At 59.7% G+C, this 17,891-nt stretch carries 5 protein-coding genes; 3 read left to right on the top strand and 2 right to left on the bottom strand.

Annotation, left to right across the window (positions count from 1 at the left end; translation table 11 throughout):
• Positions 1 to 1,680, top strand: a 1,680-nt coding sequence (locus tag AXF19_RS00635; protein WP_237141636.1) for a methyl-accepting chemotaxis protein, incomplete at its 5' end; no start/stop codon positions are given.
• A gap of 331 nt (positions 1,681 to 2,011) precedes the next feature.
• Here the strand turns inward: AXF19_RS00635 and AXF19_RS00630 are convergent.
• Together AXF19_RS00630 and AXF19_RS00625 are read right to left on the bottom strand one after the other, a co-directional pair.
• On the bottom strand, positions 2,012 to 2,965 hold the full coding sequence (locus tag AXF19_RS00630) for an AEC family transporter (protein WP_066843680.1): 954 nt from the start codon (positions 2,963 to 2,965) through the stop codon (positions 2,012 to 2,014).
• A 15-nt stretch (positions 2,966 to 2,980) separates the two neighbouring features.
• Positions 2,981 to 3,937: an AEC family transporter gene (locus tag AXF19_RS00625; RefSeq protein ID WP_066843677.1), complete on the bottom strand. Its 957-nt coding sequence runs from the start codon at positions 3,935 to 3,937 to the stop codon at positions 2,981 to 2,983.
• Positions 3,938 to 4,286: 349 nt separating this feature from the next.
• Between AXF19_RS00625 and AXF19_RS00620 the strand changes: the two genes are divergently transcribed.
• Complete coding sequence (locus tag AXF19_RS00620; protein ID WP_066843675.1) at positions 4,287 to 5,882, top strand: ShlB/FhaC/HecB family hemolysin secretion/activation protein; 1,596 nt, start codon at positions 4,287 to 4,289, stop codon at positions 5,880 to 5,882.
• Positions 5,883 to 5,906: 24 nt separating this feature from the next.
• Positions 5,907 to 17,891: leukotoxin LktA family filamentous adhesin (locus AXF19_RS00615; RefSeq protein WP_084784716.1), on the top strand; the 11,985-nt coding region annotated here is incomplete at its 3' end.

The following is a 17,891-nucleotide window of genomic DNA, read 5'->3' as shown; positions in this document are numbered from 1 at the left end:
CTGGAGTTCGAGCCGACGACGGGCTACGAGACAGCGACATGGTATCAGAAGCCGAAGTCTACGTCGAAACGCGTGCTCTCGGAGGCGTACTATGACGAGGTCGGCGGACAGAAGAGTCTGCTCGTCTCCGTCGGTATGCCGATCATCGACAATGGGCGCTTTATCGGTGCAATCTCACTTGATTTCGATGTGACGCAGATTCAGAAGGACTTTGAACAGATCAGTACGCCGCAGAACATCTACGCAGTGATGGATAATGAGGGGGATCTGATCGCGCACGGCCTAGATGCAGGTGCCGTGATGAAGAATGCGTTCGACATCATGAAGTCCTCGGATGAGGAGCGCCGCGAGGTCTTTACGGACGGTCTTTACAGCGCGACGCGCGTGTCGGCGACGACAGGAGAGGACTCCGTATATATCTTCCACTCGTTGCATTTCCCGGGAACGGACTCCACATGGTCGATTTTCTCCGTTACGGATAAATCGAATTTCGTCGGGCCTGCGCGCGATATGGTGATCTTCTCCGTCGTGCTGGCGGTCATCTGTACCATTGCACTCGTCATTGCGCTCGGGCTCTTCGTCCAGCGCCGTCTGGTCGTGCCCATTGGCGATGTGTCCGATACGCTTGCGCGCTTTGCCAATCTCGATATGGATCCGGAGAAGGGTGCAAAGGTGCGTGCGCATCAGTATCGTACGGACGAGATCGGCTCGATGGTCGGCTCTCTCGCCCGCATGGCAAACAGCCTGCGCGAGATCATCGGCAAGATCAACGGTGCATCCCAGTCCGTCGCTGCGACGAGTGAGGAGCTGACGGCGACGGCGCAGAACACGGCGCATTCCGCTGAGCAGGTCAGGAACGGCATCCACGACATTGCCGAAAGCGCACGCGTGCAGGTAAAGGATACGCAGAATACGGTTGACCATACGGATGAGATTCTCCATATGCTCGACGATAACCGCAAGGTCATGGAAGAGATGAATGCGGCGACGGAGAACATCCGCAAGCGCCAGACCGAGGGCGCGGAGATTCTCGCCGACCTCATGAAGAAGTCCGCCGAGACTGCGGATGCTACACAGGAGGTCTCGCGCGTGGTCGAGGAGACGAACCAGAGCGCAGAGCGCATTGAAGAGGCGAGCGCAATGATCCAGTCCATCTCCGAGCAGACGAACCTACTTGCGCTCAACGCTGCCATTGAGGCGGCGCGTGCGGGTGAGGCGGGACGCGGCTTCGCCGTTGTCGCCGAGGAGATCCGCAAGCTCGCCGAGCAGTCGCGCGGCTTTACGGATGAGATCAGCGGCATCATCGGCGAACTCAAGACGAAGTCCCAGCAGGCGGTCGATACGATGGAGGTCTCCAAGAAGCTGGTCGAGGAGAGCAATGTCAACCTCGGACGCACACAGCGCCGCTTTGACATGATCGCCGAGGCGGTACAGGGGGCGAACAGCGTTGTGACGAAGCTCAACGCCTCCTCCGAAAAGCTGACGGAGAAGAACAAGTCGATTGCTGACCTCAGCCGTAAGCTGATGGATATGGCGAACGAGAACGATGTGACGACGGACGAGGCAGAGGCATCGGTCGATACGCAGACACAGGCGCTTGCGGACATCGCCGAGGCGAGTGAGAGCCTTGCCCAGATCGCAACGGATCTGCAGAACGAGATCGAGCGCTTCCGCGTCTGACCGCTTGGTTAAATTGAATATGTGATGCAAAAAGCCCTGCCGCAAACGCGCGGCAGGGCTTTCTGCATGGAATAAAATGCGGGGGTTATGAAATGTTACGGAATGACACCGTGCTTGCTCCACGCAAACGCTTAGTTACGCAAGCGGTCGCGTTCTCGTTCGCCTAAATACCTGCGGACTTCTTAAACGCGCTACGCTTGAACGAAAGAAATCCGCAGGGGGCGAGTCGAACGCTATTCTCCGCTTGCTCCACTAGGGTTTGCTTAGGAGCATTGCACGCCGCTGTTTCCGATTTCCCGTAACATATGACAAAGAGCAAGATGCGTACAGGCTATCGCAGCAGGAAGAACAGTGCAGGATACACAATGAAGAAGAACGCAATACTCGTGGTGAGGAAGCCGGAGATGGTGTAGTCGACGTTGAGGTGATAGAGTTTCGCCGCCGTGACGGAGTTGATTGCGCCCGGCGTGACGGAGAATACGAGGATTGCGCCGAGGAGAACGGGATCGCGGACGAAGGGATAGCTGATCGCCATCATGAAGGCGGGCAGGATGAGGAAGCGCAGGGCAAAGAGGTCGAGTGTATACGGTGCATAGCGGCGTGCGCGGTGTAGGTTGACGAGTGCGCCGACGGGCAGCATGCCGAACCACGCGCCGAAGTGGATGAGCCCCTCGAATGCCGTACCGACTGCGGGCGGGCGTTCGATGCCCGCCGCATTGAGTGCGAGACCCGCTGCCATGCCGAGGATGCTGAGCTGATTCCACGAGAGGAAGATATCGAGGAAGCGCATGTGAATCCTGCCGCCGCGCCCGTGATTTTTGTGCTGCAAATAGTAATACTGCGCCATCGGGAAGATGGCGAGGACAAGCATCAGTGTCTGAAAGATGCCCATGATCTGCGCGTAGGCAAAGCCCTGCTCACCGTAGAGGATGAAGGCGCAGACGCCGCCGAGCGTGGTGATGTTGGACATCATGGCGTTTGCAAGATACGCGCCGCGATCGAGGGGACTCCGATATTTGCGGATGAAGAATGCCCAGCCGACGAGTCCCGGAAAGAGGACGATGAGGATGCCGTAGATCGGGATGAGTGCGAGATCCCACGAGATCGGGAGCGTCCAGCAGCTCATGAGGGCGAGCACGGTGTAGATGATGATGACGTTCAGGCGCAGGATGCGGCTGATGAGGGCGTCGGAGATCTTGCCGTGCCGATAGAGCAGATAGCCGACGATGAGCGGCGCGAGGAGGTCGGTAAAGAGGTAGATGATGCGGAAATCCGAACTGTCCAAGAGAAACGCTTCTTTCTATCGAAATAGGAAAAATGTCACGGGGAAAAGCACGGTGAGATAGAGCACTGTCGTCACGAGGAAGACGGCAATCGTATAGTCGACGTTCAGACGGTAGAGCCGTGCAGTGAGCGTGGCGTTGATCGCGGCGGGGACGCTCGCAAAGATAACGAGCGCGTTCTGCACGATCGGGTCGCTGATGAGGAGGCGTGCGGCGGCGAAGGTGGCGAGAGGAACGACGAGGAAGCGCAGCGCAATCATGTCGAGCGTCAGATAGACGAAGTGACGGGCGCGGCGGAAATTGATGAGCGAGCCGACGGGCAGCATGGCGAACCACGCAGAGATGTGGATGATATACGAGAACGCCTCTGCAAGTACGGGTGGGCGCGTGACCCCCGAGGCATTCAGCAGGAGTCCTGCCGCCATGCCGAGGATGCTGAGCTGATTCCACGAGACGAGCAGGCCGAGGAAACTGCGTCCCTCGAGACGCGGCGCACGCCCATGTGCCTTGTGAAGCAGATAGAAGTACTGGGCAATCGGGAATGCGAGCAGGACGAGCACGAGATTCTGACAGGCGCCGCCGATCTGCGCATAGGCAAAGCCGCGCTCTCCGTAGATGATATAGGCGCAGATTCCGCCAAGCGTGCCGATGTTCGAGAGCAGCGCAGAGACGAGATGCGTGCCGCGGTCAATGGGACTGTGGAAGCGCCGCCCGAGAAAACGCCAGCTGATGAAGCCCGGAAATAGGATGATGAACGCAAAGAACGCGGGCAGCATCAGGAGATCGCGCGTGAGCGGCAGTGCCCAGAAACTGAACAGCGAGAGCAGCGTGAAGAAGACGATGACATTGATGCGGATGAGCCGATTGACCGCCGCATCCGAGAGCAGATGCCGCTGATAGAGCAGATAGCCGACGATGAGCGGCAGGATCAGATCGGTGAAGAGATAGACGAGACGTGCATTGATTTCGTCCATAAGACGCTCCCAACATTGCAGAGAATAGATCGAGATGCGTTCATCCTAGCACAAGTCGTACGTATTGTAAACCAGAAGCAAAATGAATCTCATTTTATGCGATACTACATCACTTTCCTGTAAGATGTTGTCACTTTCTGCAAATCTATTGAGTGATCATTTTGAAATTGGTATAGTAAAATAAAATAGAGTAATCGTATGTTTTGTGGGAAAGAAGTCATAGAAACTTCAGAAAAAGAGTGACTGTAAAAAGTTCACAAGGAAGGAAATGACCGTGGGAAAGCAGGAAAGACGTTTTCGACGATTCGGCCTCATGATAGGACTTGGGACATGTTCCTGTCTGTTTGCCATGATGCCACAGGCGCTTGCAGCACCGCCCGATGCAAATGTGATTGCGGGACAGGATGCGGGCGCGGAGCTGAGTCGTCTGCGGCGTGAGCAGCAGCGGCGCCAGCAGCAGGAGACGCTTGCCTCCGGCGGACAGGAGGGGCTGGATGCACAGCCCGTCACACCTGTGGAGGAGCAGGGCGGACTGAAGTTTGTTCTGCACGGCGTGACCTTTGATCCGAGTGCAATCTTCACTGGGCAGGAGCTGGATACCTTTGCCGCAGACCTTCTCGAAAAGGAGGTCACCGTCAGTGATCTCTACGACCTCGTCGCGAAGATCAACGCAGCCTACGAGACGCGCGGGCGGCTGACCTGCCGTGCCGTACTCGCACCGCAGACGATACGCGGTGGGATCGTGCACATCACGCTGATCGAGGGGCGCACAGGCAAGGTAACGGTTGAGGGCAACCGCCACACGGCGCAGTCCTTTCTCGAATATCGCCTCGACATCCGACGCGGCGAGATCCCTGACTTCAACGCGCTGAACCGCAGGCTGCTGCGCTTTAACGCGTGCTTCGATGCTCCGCTGCGCGTACGCATGGCGGCGGGGGCGGAGGCAGGGACGACGGACTATGTTCTGGAGATTGCCGAGCCGCGCAACGAGACGATTGCCCTCTATGCGGACAATATGGGGAGTGTCTCAACAGGACGCGAGCGTGCAGGGCTCATCTATACGAATCGGAGTCTATCGAAAAGCCGTGACCGCCTGACCCTCATGACACTCGACGCGCGTGGGATGCGCTCCTTCCTCGGCAACTATCAGGTGCCGCTCGGACGTGACGGCTCGACTCTGCGCATCGGCTACTCTGCAAATGCTACGCACATTGTCAAGGGGGTGCTCGAACCCCTGCGCGTGCGCGGGCATTCAATGGGGGTGAACCTCGGGTTCAACATCCCGCTCTATGTCACGCGCACGCGCAAGACGGAACTGTATGCGGGCTATGGATACACACACGCACAGACGGATTTTGCGGGCAATCACTGGATTGACGATACGACGAACGGCTACAACATCTCCCTGACGCAGACACTCTACGGGCGCAAATCCGCACTCCTCCTGACGAACGGCATACGCGCGGGGGCGAGTGAGAACATTGCCCATGAGGAGACGCGGTTCAGTATGTATCAGGGGAACGTATTCTACCAGACGCGCACGCACGGCAATCAGCTCCTCACGGCGCGGCTGGATGGGCAGATCGGTTTTGCCAACTACCTGCCGAGCGCGGAACGGTTCTACATCGGCGGTGCGCAGACGGTACGCGGCTACGAGGAGTCCCTCATGGGCGGGGACAGCGGCTATGCGGCGAGCATCGAGTACGCCTTTCCCATGCTGCCGCGCAGCGCCGCGTACGGGAGCATCTTCTATGACTTTGGCGCGGTCTACGGGGACAGCGCGTTTGACGATCATATCCTGTCCGCATGGGGCGTCGGCATACGGACGGCGGCGAGCGAGCCCGTCTACGCACAGCTCACCGTCGGATTCCCCCTGCGCAAGGAACTCAATGATGTGAAACATAAGGGCGTCCGGCTTCATTTCAGCCTGAACGCGACGTTGTAATCAAGGACGAAAGGAAGCGCTATCATGAGCAGCTATCGGAAACTCGCAAAGAAACAGGCGTTGCGCCTGAGCATGGCGATCGTCGCAATGACGGGCGGCATGACCGGTTGGATGGCAACCGCACATGCGGACGGAGAGACGAATATTCAGAAGGCGGACACAGCGAATGCGGGGACGATCACGACGAGCGGCAATGTCTGGACGGTTGTGCCGGATAAGATCGAGGGGGATATAGCGACCAACGCCTTTTCCCACTTTACCCTCAATCAGAACAATATTGCAAATCTGCGCCTCTATAATAGCTCGGCCACGGCGAACAAGCTCGTCAACCTTGTGAATGATCGCATCGACATACGCGGCACGGTCAACGTCCTGAAGAATGCAAATACGATCGGCGGCGATGTATTCTTCCTGTCCAAGAGCGGCATGGCGGTCGGCAGGACGGGCGTCATCAACGCGGGCAGCATTACGGCGCTCACCCCGAGTGTGGAGTGGTTCGACCAACATCTGGACAACGGGCAGGCAAAGATCAGCGCAAGTGATATGGATGCGCTCAAGGCGGGCGCGATTCCACTGAATGCGGACGGATCCATCGTCATCGACGGCAAGCTGAACACGCAGAGTGGAATCCATCTGCGTGCGCCCGCGATTACGGTTGGATCTGCGCCTGATGCTGCGGCGGCTCTTCAGAGCAAGGCGGATCTGGATTTTACGGATCTCGTCAATATCGGCAGTGTGAGTGCGGGACTTGGAACGCTGACCGCGACGACGGGCACAAAGGGTGACATCGTGCTCCAGGCGGCGGCAAATCAGCTCAACAGCACATCGAACGACGTTGCAAAGCATACGAATCTCGGCAGCGGCAGCAAAAACGAGATCAAGGCGGAACTGACCGTCGGCAAGGCTGCGACAATCACGGGGGATCAGAACATCACCCTGTCTTCGTATGCCGAGCATGCGGCAGATGAGAACAAGGCTTTTGGCGACACGTCCTCGAATACATCCGCGAAGCTCCTCGGTCAGATCGTCAAGGCCACGGCGCATGCCACGGTGAACGGCAAGGTTACGGCAGACGGCCGGCTTTCCGTCACGGCAGAAGCGAAGAATATCTTTTCCAAGGAAACGGCATTGGAGAAATCCGGAAGTCCTTTCGATTTGAACAAACTGGTCGAGAAGAGTGGGACATCCGCGAGCGGTCCCAATATTTCTCCCGCCTACGCCGTCATGCACAGCGAGGCGAAGGCAAAGATCGGCGCGGATGCCGTCCTCACAGCAAAGGGCGCGGATGAAACAAAGACAGAGAACGGCAAGACTGTTGTCGCGCAGCACGCGCTTACCGTTGCAGCAAATTCGGAGTCTGCGGTGGATGCGGGCGCGACCACGGCAGAGAGCAAGAAAATCGAATCCGGCAGCACGACCAACAAGATCCCCGCGATGGCCGTCGCCTATGTACGGGCGCAGAGTGCGGCAGATGTGACCGTGGACGGCAAACTTGAGGCGACGACGGGCGGCGTAGATGTCGCGGCACAGTCAACGGAGACGCTGCAGGCCGCTGCCAATGCGGCGACCGAGGAAACGAATGCGGGTGCGGGTACAACGCAGCTGGTGAACCTTGCTGCGCTGATTGCGCGTGGCTCGAATGCGGCACACGTGACGGTCGGTGAGGGTGCCCAGATCACAGCGAAGAAGGATGCGAATGTCCGTGCGGCGGCGGAGAATGCGATTGAGACATCCGCGAGTGCCAACGGCGAGGAGAACTCTCTGCTGAACGTCGCCGTCAACGTGACGAAGCAGACGAGTGAGGCACGCACACAGGTACGCGGAACGGTCAAGGGAGAAAACGTATCCGTCAGTGCCGTGAATGAGACGACCAAGAACCGCGTGCTTGCGACCACCGCTGTTGCGGAAGAGGACAGCCGGCTTGAAAAACTGAAAGGCGAGATCGAGGATGCGAACACGATGGGGGATCTGGCAAACCTCATCAAAAGTCACATCAGTGAGACAGAAGAAGAGAGTGGCATAAAGGAGGAGGGCGGCAAAGCGCCTTCGGCACTGGACAAGCTCGGAGAGCGGTTGGCTCTTGGTGGTGCGGTGAATATCCTCAACGAGACGCAGACGGCGGATGTCATTCTTGCGCCAAAGGCACGTGTTACGGCGGAGAATCTCGCACGTATCACGGCGGAGAGCACCATTAGCGGCACGCGCGTACAGGCGCAGAGTGCGGTTAATGCGACCACCGAGACGGAGGCGCATCTCGACGAAAACGGCAATCCCACGACCGCGAATGCGGGTGCGAATGCAGACAAGACGGGCATGGGCAGCGTTGCCGTCAACGTTGCAAGCATCAAGAATACGGCGCACGTCGCGACACTTTCGTCAGAGGAGGGTGGCACCACCGAGGCGCCGGCGATTACGGGGAAGAACGTCCAAATCGCGGCAGATGCCCATTTCCGCTATACGAACGTGCGGGAGATGACCGACGAGCTGCTGGAAAGCTGCACGGAACTGAAAACACTCTGCATGGGCAAAGGACTCTCGACCGAGGCCATAACAGATGTCTACGATAAGGCGAAAGCGTATCGCGATGCCTGCAAAGACAATCCCGGCTACATCGTATCGAAGGAAGGACTTGCAGCGGCGAAAGAACTTGCCGAGGCGATACATAAGATGAAGCAGTTCATCACCGAGGCAGGGGAAAACGACGCAGGACTGGCGGCGCAGATCAAAAAGATCCTCTTGGGCGCGCTGACTGTAGCCGAGAACGTGCAGGCGTTCGCCGATCCGACGAACTACATGACCTTCCAAGCCTCGGCAAAGTTCGCGGGCAAGGCGGGCGAGTCGCCGGAGGAGAAGCTGAAAAAGCTCGCAGGCGCGGCGGGGGTTAATGTCGCCTCGGTGAACAACAGTGCCGCCGTCCTCATCGGAAAGAACACCACCGTCACGGCGGAGGAAGCGTCCGAGATCGGCGCAACCAGTACGAAGCACATGGTCAGCCTTGCGGGTGCGCCTGCATGGCAGAAAGGTGCGGATGTCGCACTCGGCGGCAATGTCTCCGTTGTCACGGGAACGACGGCAGCCCATACGATTGTCGCCGAGGGAGCACGAATCAAGGGGAAAAATGTCACACTCACGGCCGTGAACAAGCATGACGGCATCCACCTCGCCATCGGCGGCGGCGAGGGTGGAAAGCTCGCCCTGCAGGGCATGGTGAACTATGTCGGCGGCACATCCGAGGCCGTGACCTCCGTCGATGACGAGGCGAAGATCACGGCGGATGAGGCGGCAAAAATCACAGCGACGAATACGACGAATGTCACGAACATTGCAGGCTCTGCCGTACTCGGTACGGCAGGGGCGGTTGGTGTGTCCGTCGCCGTGAACAACGTCGGGCAGACGAGTATTGCTGCCGTTGCGGATAACGATATGGACGCCGCGCAGACGGGGGACGAGACAGCAGAACAGCGCACCGCGCAGAACGTCCGCCGCGCACAGAAACGCGTGGCAGATGAGCTGACCGCTGCAGGCGTAACGCAGAGTGCACAGGCTTTTGGCACGGTGGCAAAGAAAGAGACGGGCGCGATAGAGGCGCAGAACCTCGATGTCAAGGCAGCGCAGAAGGGCATCGTCAACGCTGTCGCTGCAGCAGGGGGGCTATCCAAGAGCGAACAGCAGGGCGGTGCTGCCGGTGGTGCGCAGGGGAGCACATCGGGCGGCGGACTGAAAGAATTGCTCGGCACGAAGCTGGACAACGTAAAGGGTGAAGTCAGCAAACTGTTCAAGTCTGCCGACAAGGACATCGCAAAAGCGCAGACGGATACAAAGGACGGAATGCCCGAAAAAACCAAGACGGATGGCGCCGGATCGGCGATCAATGGCGTCGGCACAGGAAAGGCCGGCGGCACGGGTACAGAGGGGAGCCCCTTTGCCTTTAGCGCGGCGGGCAGCGCTGCCGTCAACATCAGCAAGGCGACCACGGCGGCAGAGATGATCGGCGCGAACGTGACGCTGAAAAAAGCGGCTGCGGCGACGGGAACGAAGAACCTCACCGTCAGCGCAGTGGACTCCTCCTTTACGGGCGCGTGGAGCGGCGCGATGGCGGTCACATGGCAGAGCGGCTCTAAGAGCAAGGCGAACGCCGGACTCGCGGGTGCGCTTGGCATCAATACCGTGAAGCACCGCGACGTTCTTGCGTACATGGCGCAGAATAACATCATCGGTGCGAGCAGCATCGAAAACGCTGCTGTGCAAAAAGGCGCGACCGCTGCCGCAGCACTCGGACTTACCGCCGTCAAAGGCGCGGGATCGGGTACGGGCGTTTCTGTACCGCTCTCCTTCACCTATAACGAGGGTGGCTCCGTCACGGCGGCGCGGATGCGGGATAATTTCGTCAATGCAAACACGGACGGCAGTGCGCTTACGGACGCGCAGAAAACGAATATCTCCAATCGCGCCGTCAGCTCGAATACGCAGGTATCGGGCGGTGCGAGTGCCGGTGTCACTGCGGGCAGTCAGAGTGCAAACACGGTGGGCGCAGTCGTCGCCGTGTCCAACCTCAAGAACGATGTGTGTGCGGAGATCACGCAGACGCAGCGCAACACGGGGGCGTTGCGTAACGTCGGGACACTGACGAACGAGGCCGTCTCCGGCATGACCCAGATCGGCGCAGCGATCGGCGTGGGCGCTGCGTCCGGCTCCGGCAGCTCGACGGCGCTGACGGGCAGCTTCGCCATCAACAACTTCGCGAACAAGACGGCGGCGCAGCTCACGAACGTCACACTGACAGCAGACAGCGCAAGCGTCCGCGCGGATGACAAACACGCGGCGAGCGAATACAAGGACTACCTTGAGAAGCGCGGCGTTGCCGCCTCGGGGGACGGCTATCAAAAGGATTTTGCAAAGGGCAAGAGCAACAGCTCTCTGGCGGTCGATAAGAATGGCGATCTGACGGAGAGCCGCGGCAGCACCATCGTCACGGCGGCGGCAAGCATCGCCGCTGCGGTGGGCGGCGGTACGCAGACGGCTGCGGGGCTTGGCGTCGGTGTCGGCGTGATTGAAAATGACTTTACCGCAGGGGTAAAGGGCAGCGATCTGGACATCAAGGGCGCAGACGGGCTTGCCGTCGAGAGCGTCGCCGACACCCGCGCCGTCAACGTCGCGGTCGGTGCGGCGGGCAGCGGCAGCACGGCGGTCGCCGGCTCTGCCTCCGTCATCGTCACGAAGAACAACACATCTGCACTCGTTGAGGACAGCACCATCAAGGCACAGAAGGTGAACGCGAACGCAATCACCAAGACCCTCCTCGTCAACGTCGCGGGGCAGGTCAGCGTCTCTGCGGGCGGCAGCGGCGTTGCGGCAGGGCTTGCCGCCGCCGTCAACGTGCTGAACAATAATACGACGGCGGCGCTGCGCGGCGGCAAGCTGGCACTCTCGCAGGACGGCATCGTAAACCTCAACGCGCAGAACATCGGCGGCATCGAGGCACTGACGGCAGGCGTTGCGGCAGGGCCGAACGCGGCGATCAGCGGTGGCGTCTCCGTCAACGTGGGAAAGAACGACACCCGCGCAGAGATCACAGAGCATGAGAAGGAGAACGAGCAGAAGGACGAAGCTGAGATCAGCGGGGCAAAATCCGTCACCGTGGCAACGCTCGACAAGACGCGGCAGGATGCCGCCGTCGGCGGAATAGCCGCCTCTACGCAGGGCGGCGCGGTGGGCGGCTCCATCGCCTACAACGGACTGCAGGAACAGAAGAATAGCGCACGCATCAGCGGGGCGAACATCGGTCTTGCAGAGGGCGGAATAACGAAAGTGAACGCCGTCAATCAAGGCGAGCTGAACACCGTCGCGCTCAACATCGCTGCCTCGGGCGGTTCTGCTGCGTTTGCAGGGGCGGTCGCCGTTGCGAACGTCAAGCAGAACACAACGGCAGAGATTGCCAGTGCCGACATCAAGGCAGAGGCGGCGGATAAGCCCGCCGGCGATGTCAGTGTCACGGCGGATGGCAAACTGACCGGGCGGACATTCGCCATCGTCGGAACGGGCGCAGGAAATGGCGTTGCCGTCGGTGCGGGCGTTGCCGTCAATCTCCTCAAGGCCGACACCATCGCCACGATCAGCGGAGGGAAGATACACGCGGCGAACGTCCTCACGAATGCGGCGAGCAATCTGGATCTCCTCAACATCGGCATGGGCGTTGCAGGGGCAGGAAATGGCGGTGCTGTGTCCGGCTCGGTCGCCGTCAACAAACTGACGGGAAATACCAAGGCGAAGATCGCGGGAGGCGCAAAGGTGACGGCAGAGAAGAACGCCGTCGTCACGGCAAAGAGCGACGACCGTATACAGAACTACTCCGGGCAGATTACTGCGTCGGGTCAGGGCGCCGCTGTCGGTCTTTCGGTCAGCACGAATATCATCGGATCGCATACAGGTGCAGAGATCTCAGGCAGTGGCACTGAGGTTATTTCCCATGCGAAGAATACGGACGCAGCGACCACGGTCAAGGACGGTCTGGATCATGACAAACTCTACAACGCGCCTCTGACCGTCGGCACACTCACAGGTCTGGACGGTCTGGCGGCGGGACGCAAAGAAAATGCGTATCGCGGCATCGCCGTCTCCGCCTCGGCGACACACACGGCGAACTCCTTCATTGCCAATGGCGGCGGTGCAGGGGTGGGCGCGTCGGTGGCCGGAACAGTCAATACGAACGTCGTCGGCGGCTCGACCACAGCGCGGATTGTGAACGCGACAGCAAAGGCTGACGGGGCGGACGTATCCGTGCGTGCGGACGACGCAACAAACAGCGGCGCACTCGTCGGTACCATCTCCGTCGCAGGAGAGGGCGCTGCAGTCGGTACCGGCTCCAGCATCAATCTGATCAATCGCACGACTGAGGCAGAGGCAGTACGCAGCATCATCACGGCAAAGAACGCCGCCATCGCGGCACGCTCCGCGCAGGGCATCGCCGCGCTCACGGCGGGCTTTAGCTTCGCTGACGAACTTAGTGTCGCGAACTCGAATAATTTTGTGCGCATGGAGCAGAAGACACGCGCCGCACTCATGAACAGCAAGGTGAACGTGAGCGGTCTTTCCGTCACCTCGGATAACGAGGCGAAACTGAATGCACTCGCCTTGACCGGCGGTGCCGCAGGACTCGGCGTCGGTGTCGGTGTCGGTACGGCGACCCTCCTCGATCGGAGCACAACCGAGGCAGATATTGCGGAAACGACGGTCGTCTACCGTGACGATCAGGGTGAGACTCTCGTCCGTGCGAAGAATACGGAGCATCTGAACAACTACGTATACAGCGTCGCCGGCGGTGTGAGCGCCGGCGTGGGGGCGAGCATCAGCGGCGGCGATGTGAAAAACACCGTCAAGGCGGCGGTCAAAAACAGCACGCTCGGACACGCAGATGAAGACCCCACAAAGGATAATGCGGCAAAGAAGATTACCGTCGCCGCAGAGAATGATGTCCACTTTGACCAAAAGAGCGGGACAGTTTCAGGAGGCGGCGTGGGTGCGAGCGTCGGCGTCTCCGTCAACAACTTCAAGGCGACCGTCGAGAGCGTTGTAAAGGGGAGCCATCTCTACGCACGCGAGGCGGCAGACATTACGGCGCATGATAAAAAGACCATCACACAGCTTGCGACCAACGGCGCGGCGGGGATTGGCGCCGCAGGCCTCAATATCATGGTGACAAACGTCGGCGCGAATATGCAGAACTCCTACACGATGGAGGAGGGCTCGAACAGCAAGGACAAGAAGAACGCCGATGTCAAGACGCATACGGACAAGGTGGATGAGCAGCGCGGTGAGGCGGCAGATCGTTCCAAGCTCGGGCTGTCCTATCTTTCGTCCAATGATACGGAAAGCACGCAGATGCTCGCGGAAAAGACCGCGCCGAGCACAGAGGCAAAGACCTCCGCACGCGCGGAGCAGTCGGATATCCTCGTTGCGACCTCCGATCGCGCCGGCAGAAAAACGCGCGCGGGCAGACTCAATATCAGCGCACAAAGCACCGACAATATCCGTCAGGACACCATCCAGGCAACCGCCGGCGGCGTGGCGATATCGGGTGCTGCCGGCATTGTGCGGAACAGGTCGAACACAGAGGTCGTTGCGGAGGACAGTATCCTTCGCGCACGTACGATTACGCTCGACTCTGCCAAGGACGGCGCTGCGGGGCTAAGGATCTATCAGGGCGCGGTCGCAGGGGCTGCGATCAATGCCGCCTACGGCGAGCTGAACATGGGCGGCAGGAACGATCTCGTTCTCAGGGGAACGCAGATGCAGGCACAGACGATCACGGGCAGGACGCGTGATGAGAGCACGGGCAAGGTGGACATCATCGGCGTTGCCGCCTCTACGGGCGTCGCGGGGAACATCCTCGTCGGCAACGCAGTGCATGACAACGTGCAGACCCTGCGTGCCGAGCGCAGCACACTCACGGCAGACGGGGATCTGACGCTCTCCATGACGCGCGCGGCAAAGACTGCGGGCAGTGCAACCCTGCAAACCGTTACACAGGCGGCAGCGGGCGGCATTCAGTTTGCCGGCAACGGTGTCGCCGCCCTCGCGCGTGAGACGGGCAGTATGACGATGCACCTTACGCAGGGCAACAAGCTCCGTGCGGAAGGTCGTCTGCTCCTTAAAACCGACAACCGCGCCGATATTCGGGCAGAGACGAAGGCGGCCTCGGCAAGCATTTTTGCAGCGGCGACGGCGACCTATGCCTCCGCCTCCTTTGGCGCGGAGAAAAACGCCTATCAGAACCGCATCCTCATTGGCGTGGAGGATGCGGAAAACGGCAGGACGGATGGGGAGAATAGCCTTTCGGGCAGGACCGTCACCATCTCTGCCGAGACGAACGCGAAGGAAACGGCGCATCTGAAATCGCTGAGCGCGTCAGCGGGTGCGGGCGTGCAGGCGAGTGCGGCGGAGATTGGCGCGTACAGCGATGCCAAGACCATGCTCTCGAGCAAGACGCACTATCAGACAGCGAACCTGTTTACCCCCTCGGTGCAGTCAAACGGGGGCAGAGAACTGCAGATCAACACCAGAAACATCCATACACAGGATGTTGACGCACGCGGACTGTCTGCGGGTGGCTTCTTTGCCACGGCGACAAACCTCGGCACGATCAAAAACATCCTCCGCAGCGACACCGTAGCCTATGGTACGGCGAATGGCAGCACACTTCATAACGCCGCGTTTATGACGTACAGCGAGGCGCTGAAAAAGGGAAGTGCAGACGGCAACGGCGGCGGACTGGTTGCGGTCAGTCCGCTTGCGGCGGGGATGAAGGACGATACGACCCTCCATGCACAGACGAAGCTGACGGGGACGTGGAATACGACGGGGGCGCTGGATGCAAAGGCGGCCACCTATGACAATACCACATACGATGTCAACGCACTGCAGGCTGCCGTGATCGGTGGCAGCGGCACGAAGCTGGAGAAAAAACTTCGGCAGAATGCGGAGGTCCGCGTCGAGAATGCCGCAGTCACGAGCGCAGGCGCACAAAACTATGAGGCGAAGAACCGCTTCAGCCATGCGGACAAGGATACGGCGGGCGGCTACGGTGCCGGTACGCTGAGTGCGGGCGCACTCTCCATGGATATGACGGAGACGGCAAAGGTCACATTCAAAAACAGCAGTGTCAAGACGACGGGCTATGCGGGAATCACCGCACAGAGCCGCACAGAGGGCATCTCCAAGACCACCGGCAACGTAAAATCTGCGGGTGTGATTCCATTTACCATGATGAAGGGTGCCCTTGCCGTGACCTATGCGAACAGCGTCGATGTCATAGAGAGCAATCTCGCGACCGCAAAGGCGAACGCGAGCATCAATCTCGCTGCGAAGGATGATACCGAGCTCCGCTATGAACTGAACGCCGATACGCAGGGAGGCCTTGCCGGCACGGCGGGCGCGGCGCTGACATCCAAGATTGACCGCTCGAATATAGTTACCGTTGGGCAAAAGAGCAGCCTCTTTAGCTCGCGCGATGCGAACCTCTACGCAGGGCGCGGCATCGACCCGCAGACGGGCGAACGCGACCTCGGCGCATTGAAACTCTCCCTGATCGCCGATGTGACGAACCGGACGGGGATTCCCCTGCATACGGATCCATCGCTTAAAAATGAGATGACGCAGACCAATACGGTCAGCGTCGCAGGCGGGGCGAAGGTCGAGAGCGTCCGTCACGCGAACCTCTCGGCCGTGACGGGCGATACACAGGCGTATGAGAGCGCGGCAAAGTACACCACATGGACAGGGAAGGGCGGACAGGGATCGCTCACCACAACAGCGGGCGGCAAGAAGGTCAAGAACGAAACAGCACACAACACCGTGCAGGTGGATGGCTCCGTCACCGCCGGCATCCACAACAAACTCAAAATGAACATCACGCAGAAAACGCACGGGATGTCACAGGATGCAATCAAAGCGTTGATGGACAGGGTTGGCACACTGTCGGATGCAGAGAAAGAAGCCCTGGCGAAAAAGACGAATGCAGAGGGCGAGGAGCGCCTGATGCGCGACGCCTATCTGCTCACGCATCCGGACAAGGGCGGGATCGATGCGGCCGAGCGGCAGTGGTTCTTTGAGCAGTTGGTCGGCTCGGTCCATGCGGACGTGACGGAGGGAAGCGACTGGTTCGACAGCAAGACGATTCGCTATCAGGAATATGCGCTGAAGAATCCGTATCTCGAGGAGTACAACAGGCTCATCCAGGCGCGTGGAAAAATGACACCGGGGTCGCAGGAGGAGAAGAACCTCACGAAGGCAATCGGGCAGCTGGAGTCTGCGATGGAGGCAGAGGGATACCTTGAAGTTCAAGGGAATCGGAAAATCGCGCTTGCGACACGCACAACCGTCGGGATCGTCCTGCCCGACCTTGCGATCTCGGGCGGCGATGTCAACATCGAGGCGGATACCGTCAGCGGAACGGGCAGTCTCACGGCAAAGGGGGCGCCTGAAGTCGAGGTGAACTCCTCGGCAGATCGCCGTCTCATTGTGAAGGACGTACAGATCGCCGATGCGGGCGGCAGGGTGCGTCTCGGTGAGACAGATCTCACGGCGGATAAATTCAAAGGGGACATCCGGACGGATAAGAACACCTCCGATGCCTCCATTTCGATCAAATCGACGACAGGGACGCCGGATGCGGACATCGAGCTGCATGGGAAGATCTCCACACCGGGGAAGGTCACGATCCGTACGGAGAAAAGCAGCATTCGGTCCTTAGGCAGCATCAACGCCGCACAGATTACAGTCCAAGCGCCGCTTGGCTCCGTCAGTCACTCCGCGCCGACAGGCACCACGTTCATCGGCGGCGATCCGATCGCGCAGATGAGCGCTCCCTCGTGGCTCGCCCAGTGGCTGCAGAACTATGTTTCCGATAAACTACAGGCCGGCAACTCCACCCCACTGGCGTTTGATCGTGTCGATGCATTCTATGCTTGGCTGCTGGACGGCACGCATGGATTTGAGGAATGGCAGACCGAGGAGATCAAGCGGCTGAGAGATCAGAAACTGGGGAAGAATGGCGCCGGCTCGTGGGTTGCGGGCAAGGACATCTCGATCGCGGCACGCAATGTCAATATCAACGGACTCGTGCAGAGCGGCTATTCCTCCTACAAGGTGAAGCTCACGGATGCTGCGAATGAGAAGATCCGCCAGGCCGACATCAACCGCACAGAGACGCATCTCCTCGTCTCGGAGGCTGAGACCTACTGGGATCAGAGCGCCGCAGACGGACGCGGCGCATGGGCGTACCGTCCTGCCGTCTACTACAACGCGAAGGAGGGCTATCTCTTCACCGAGGCGATGGAGACGGGCGGCGGCAACATCACAATCACGGGGGCGCTCTCGAGTACAGGCAACGGCAGAATCCTCGCACGCGGCGGTGAGTCTGACGTTAGCGTTGACACCACTGCCGTCGGACGCGATCTGCGCCTTGGCGCAATCACGAACCGTGCGGGCGGCGGCAAGGTCACGCTCTCCGAT

It is taken from the genome of Selenomonas sp. oral taxon 126 (assembly GCF_001683335.1).
Classification (GTDB): Bacteria; Bacillota; Negativicutes; order Selenomonadales; family Selenomonadaceae; genus Centipeda.
The sequence above is the reverse complement of the archived record's forward strand: the minus strand, read 5'-3'. Positions and strand labels throughout refer to the sequence as shown.

Bases quoted from the DNA above. Each gene is read 5' to 3' on its own strand.
- AXF19_RS00620 (WP_066843675.1), top strand. From the start codon at position 4,287: ATGATGCCACAGGCGCTTGCAGCACCGCCCGATGCAAATGTGATTGCG.
- AXF19_RS00625 (WP_066843677.1), bottom strand. From the start codon at position 3,937: ATGGACGAAATCAATGCACGTCTCGTCTATCTCTTCACCGATCTGATC.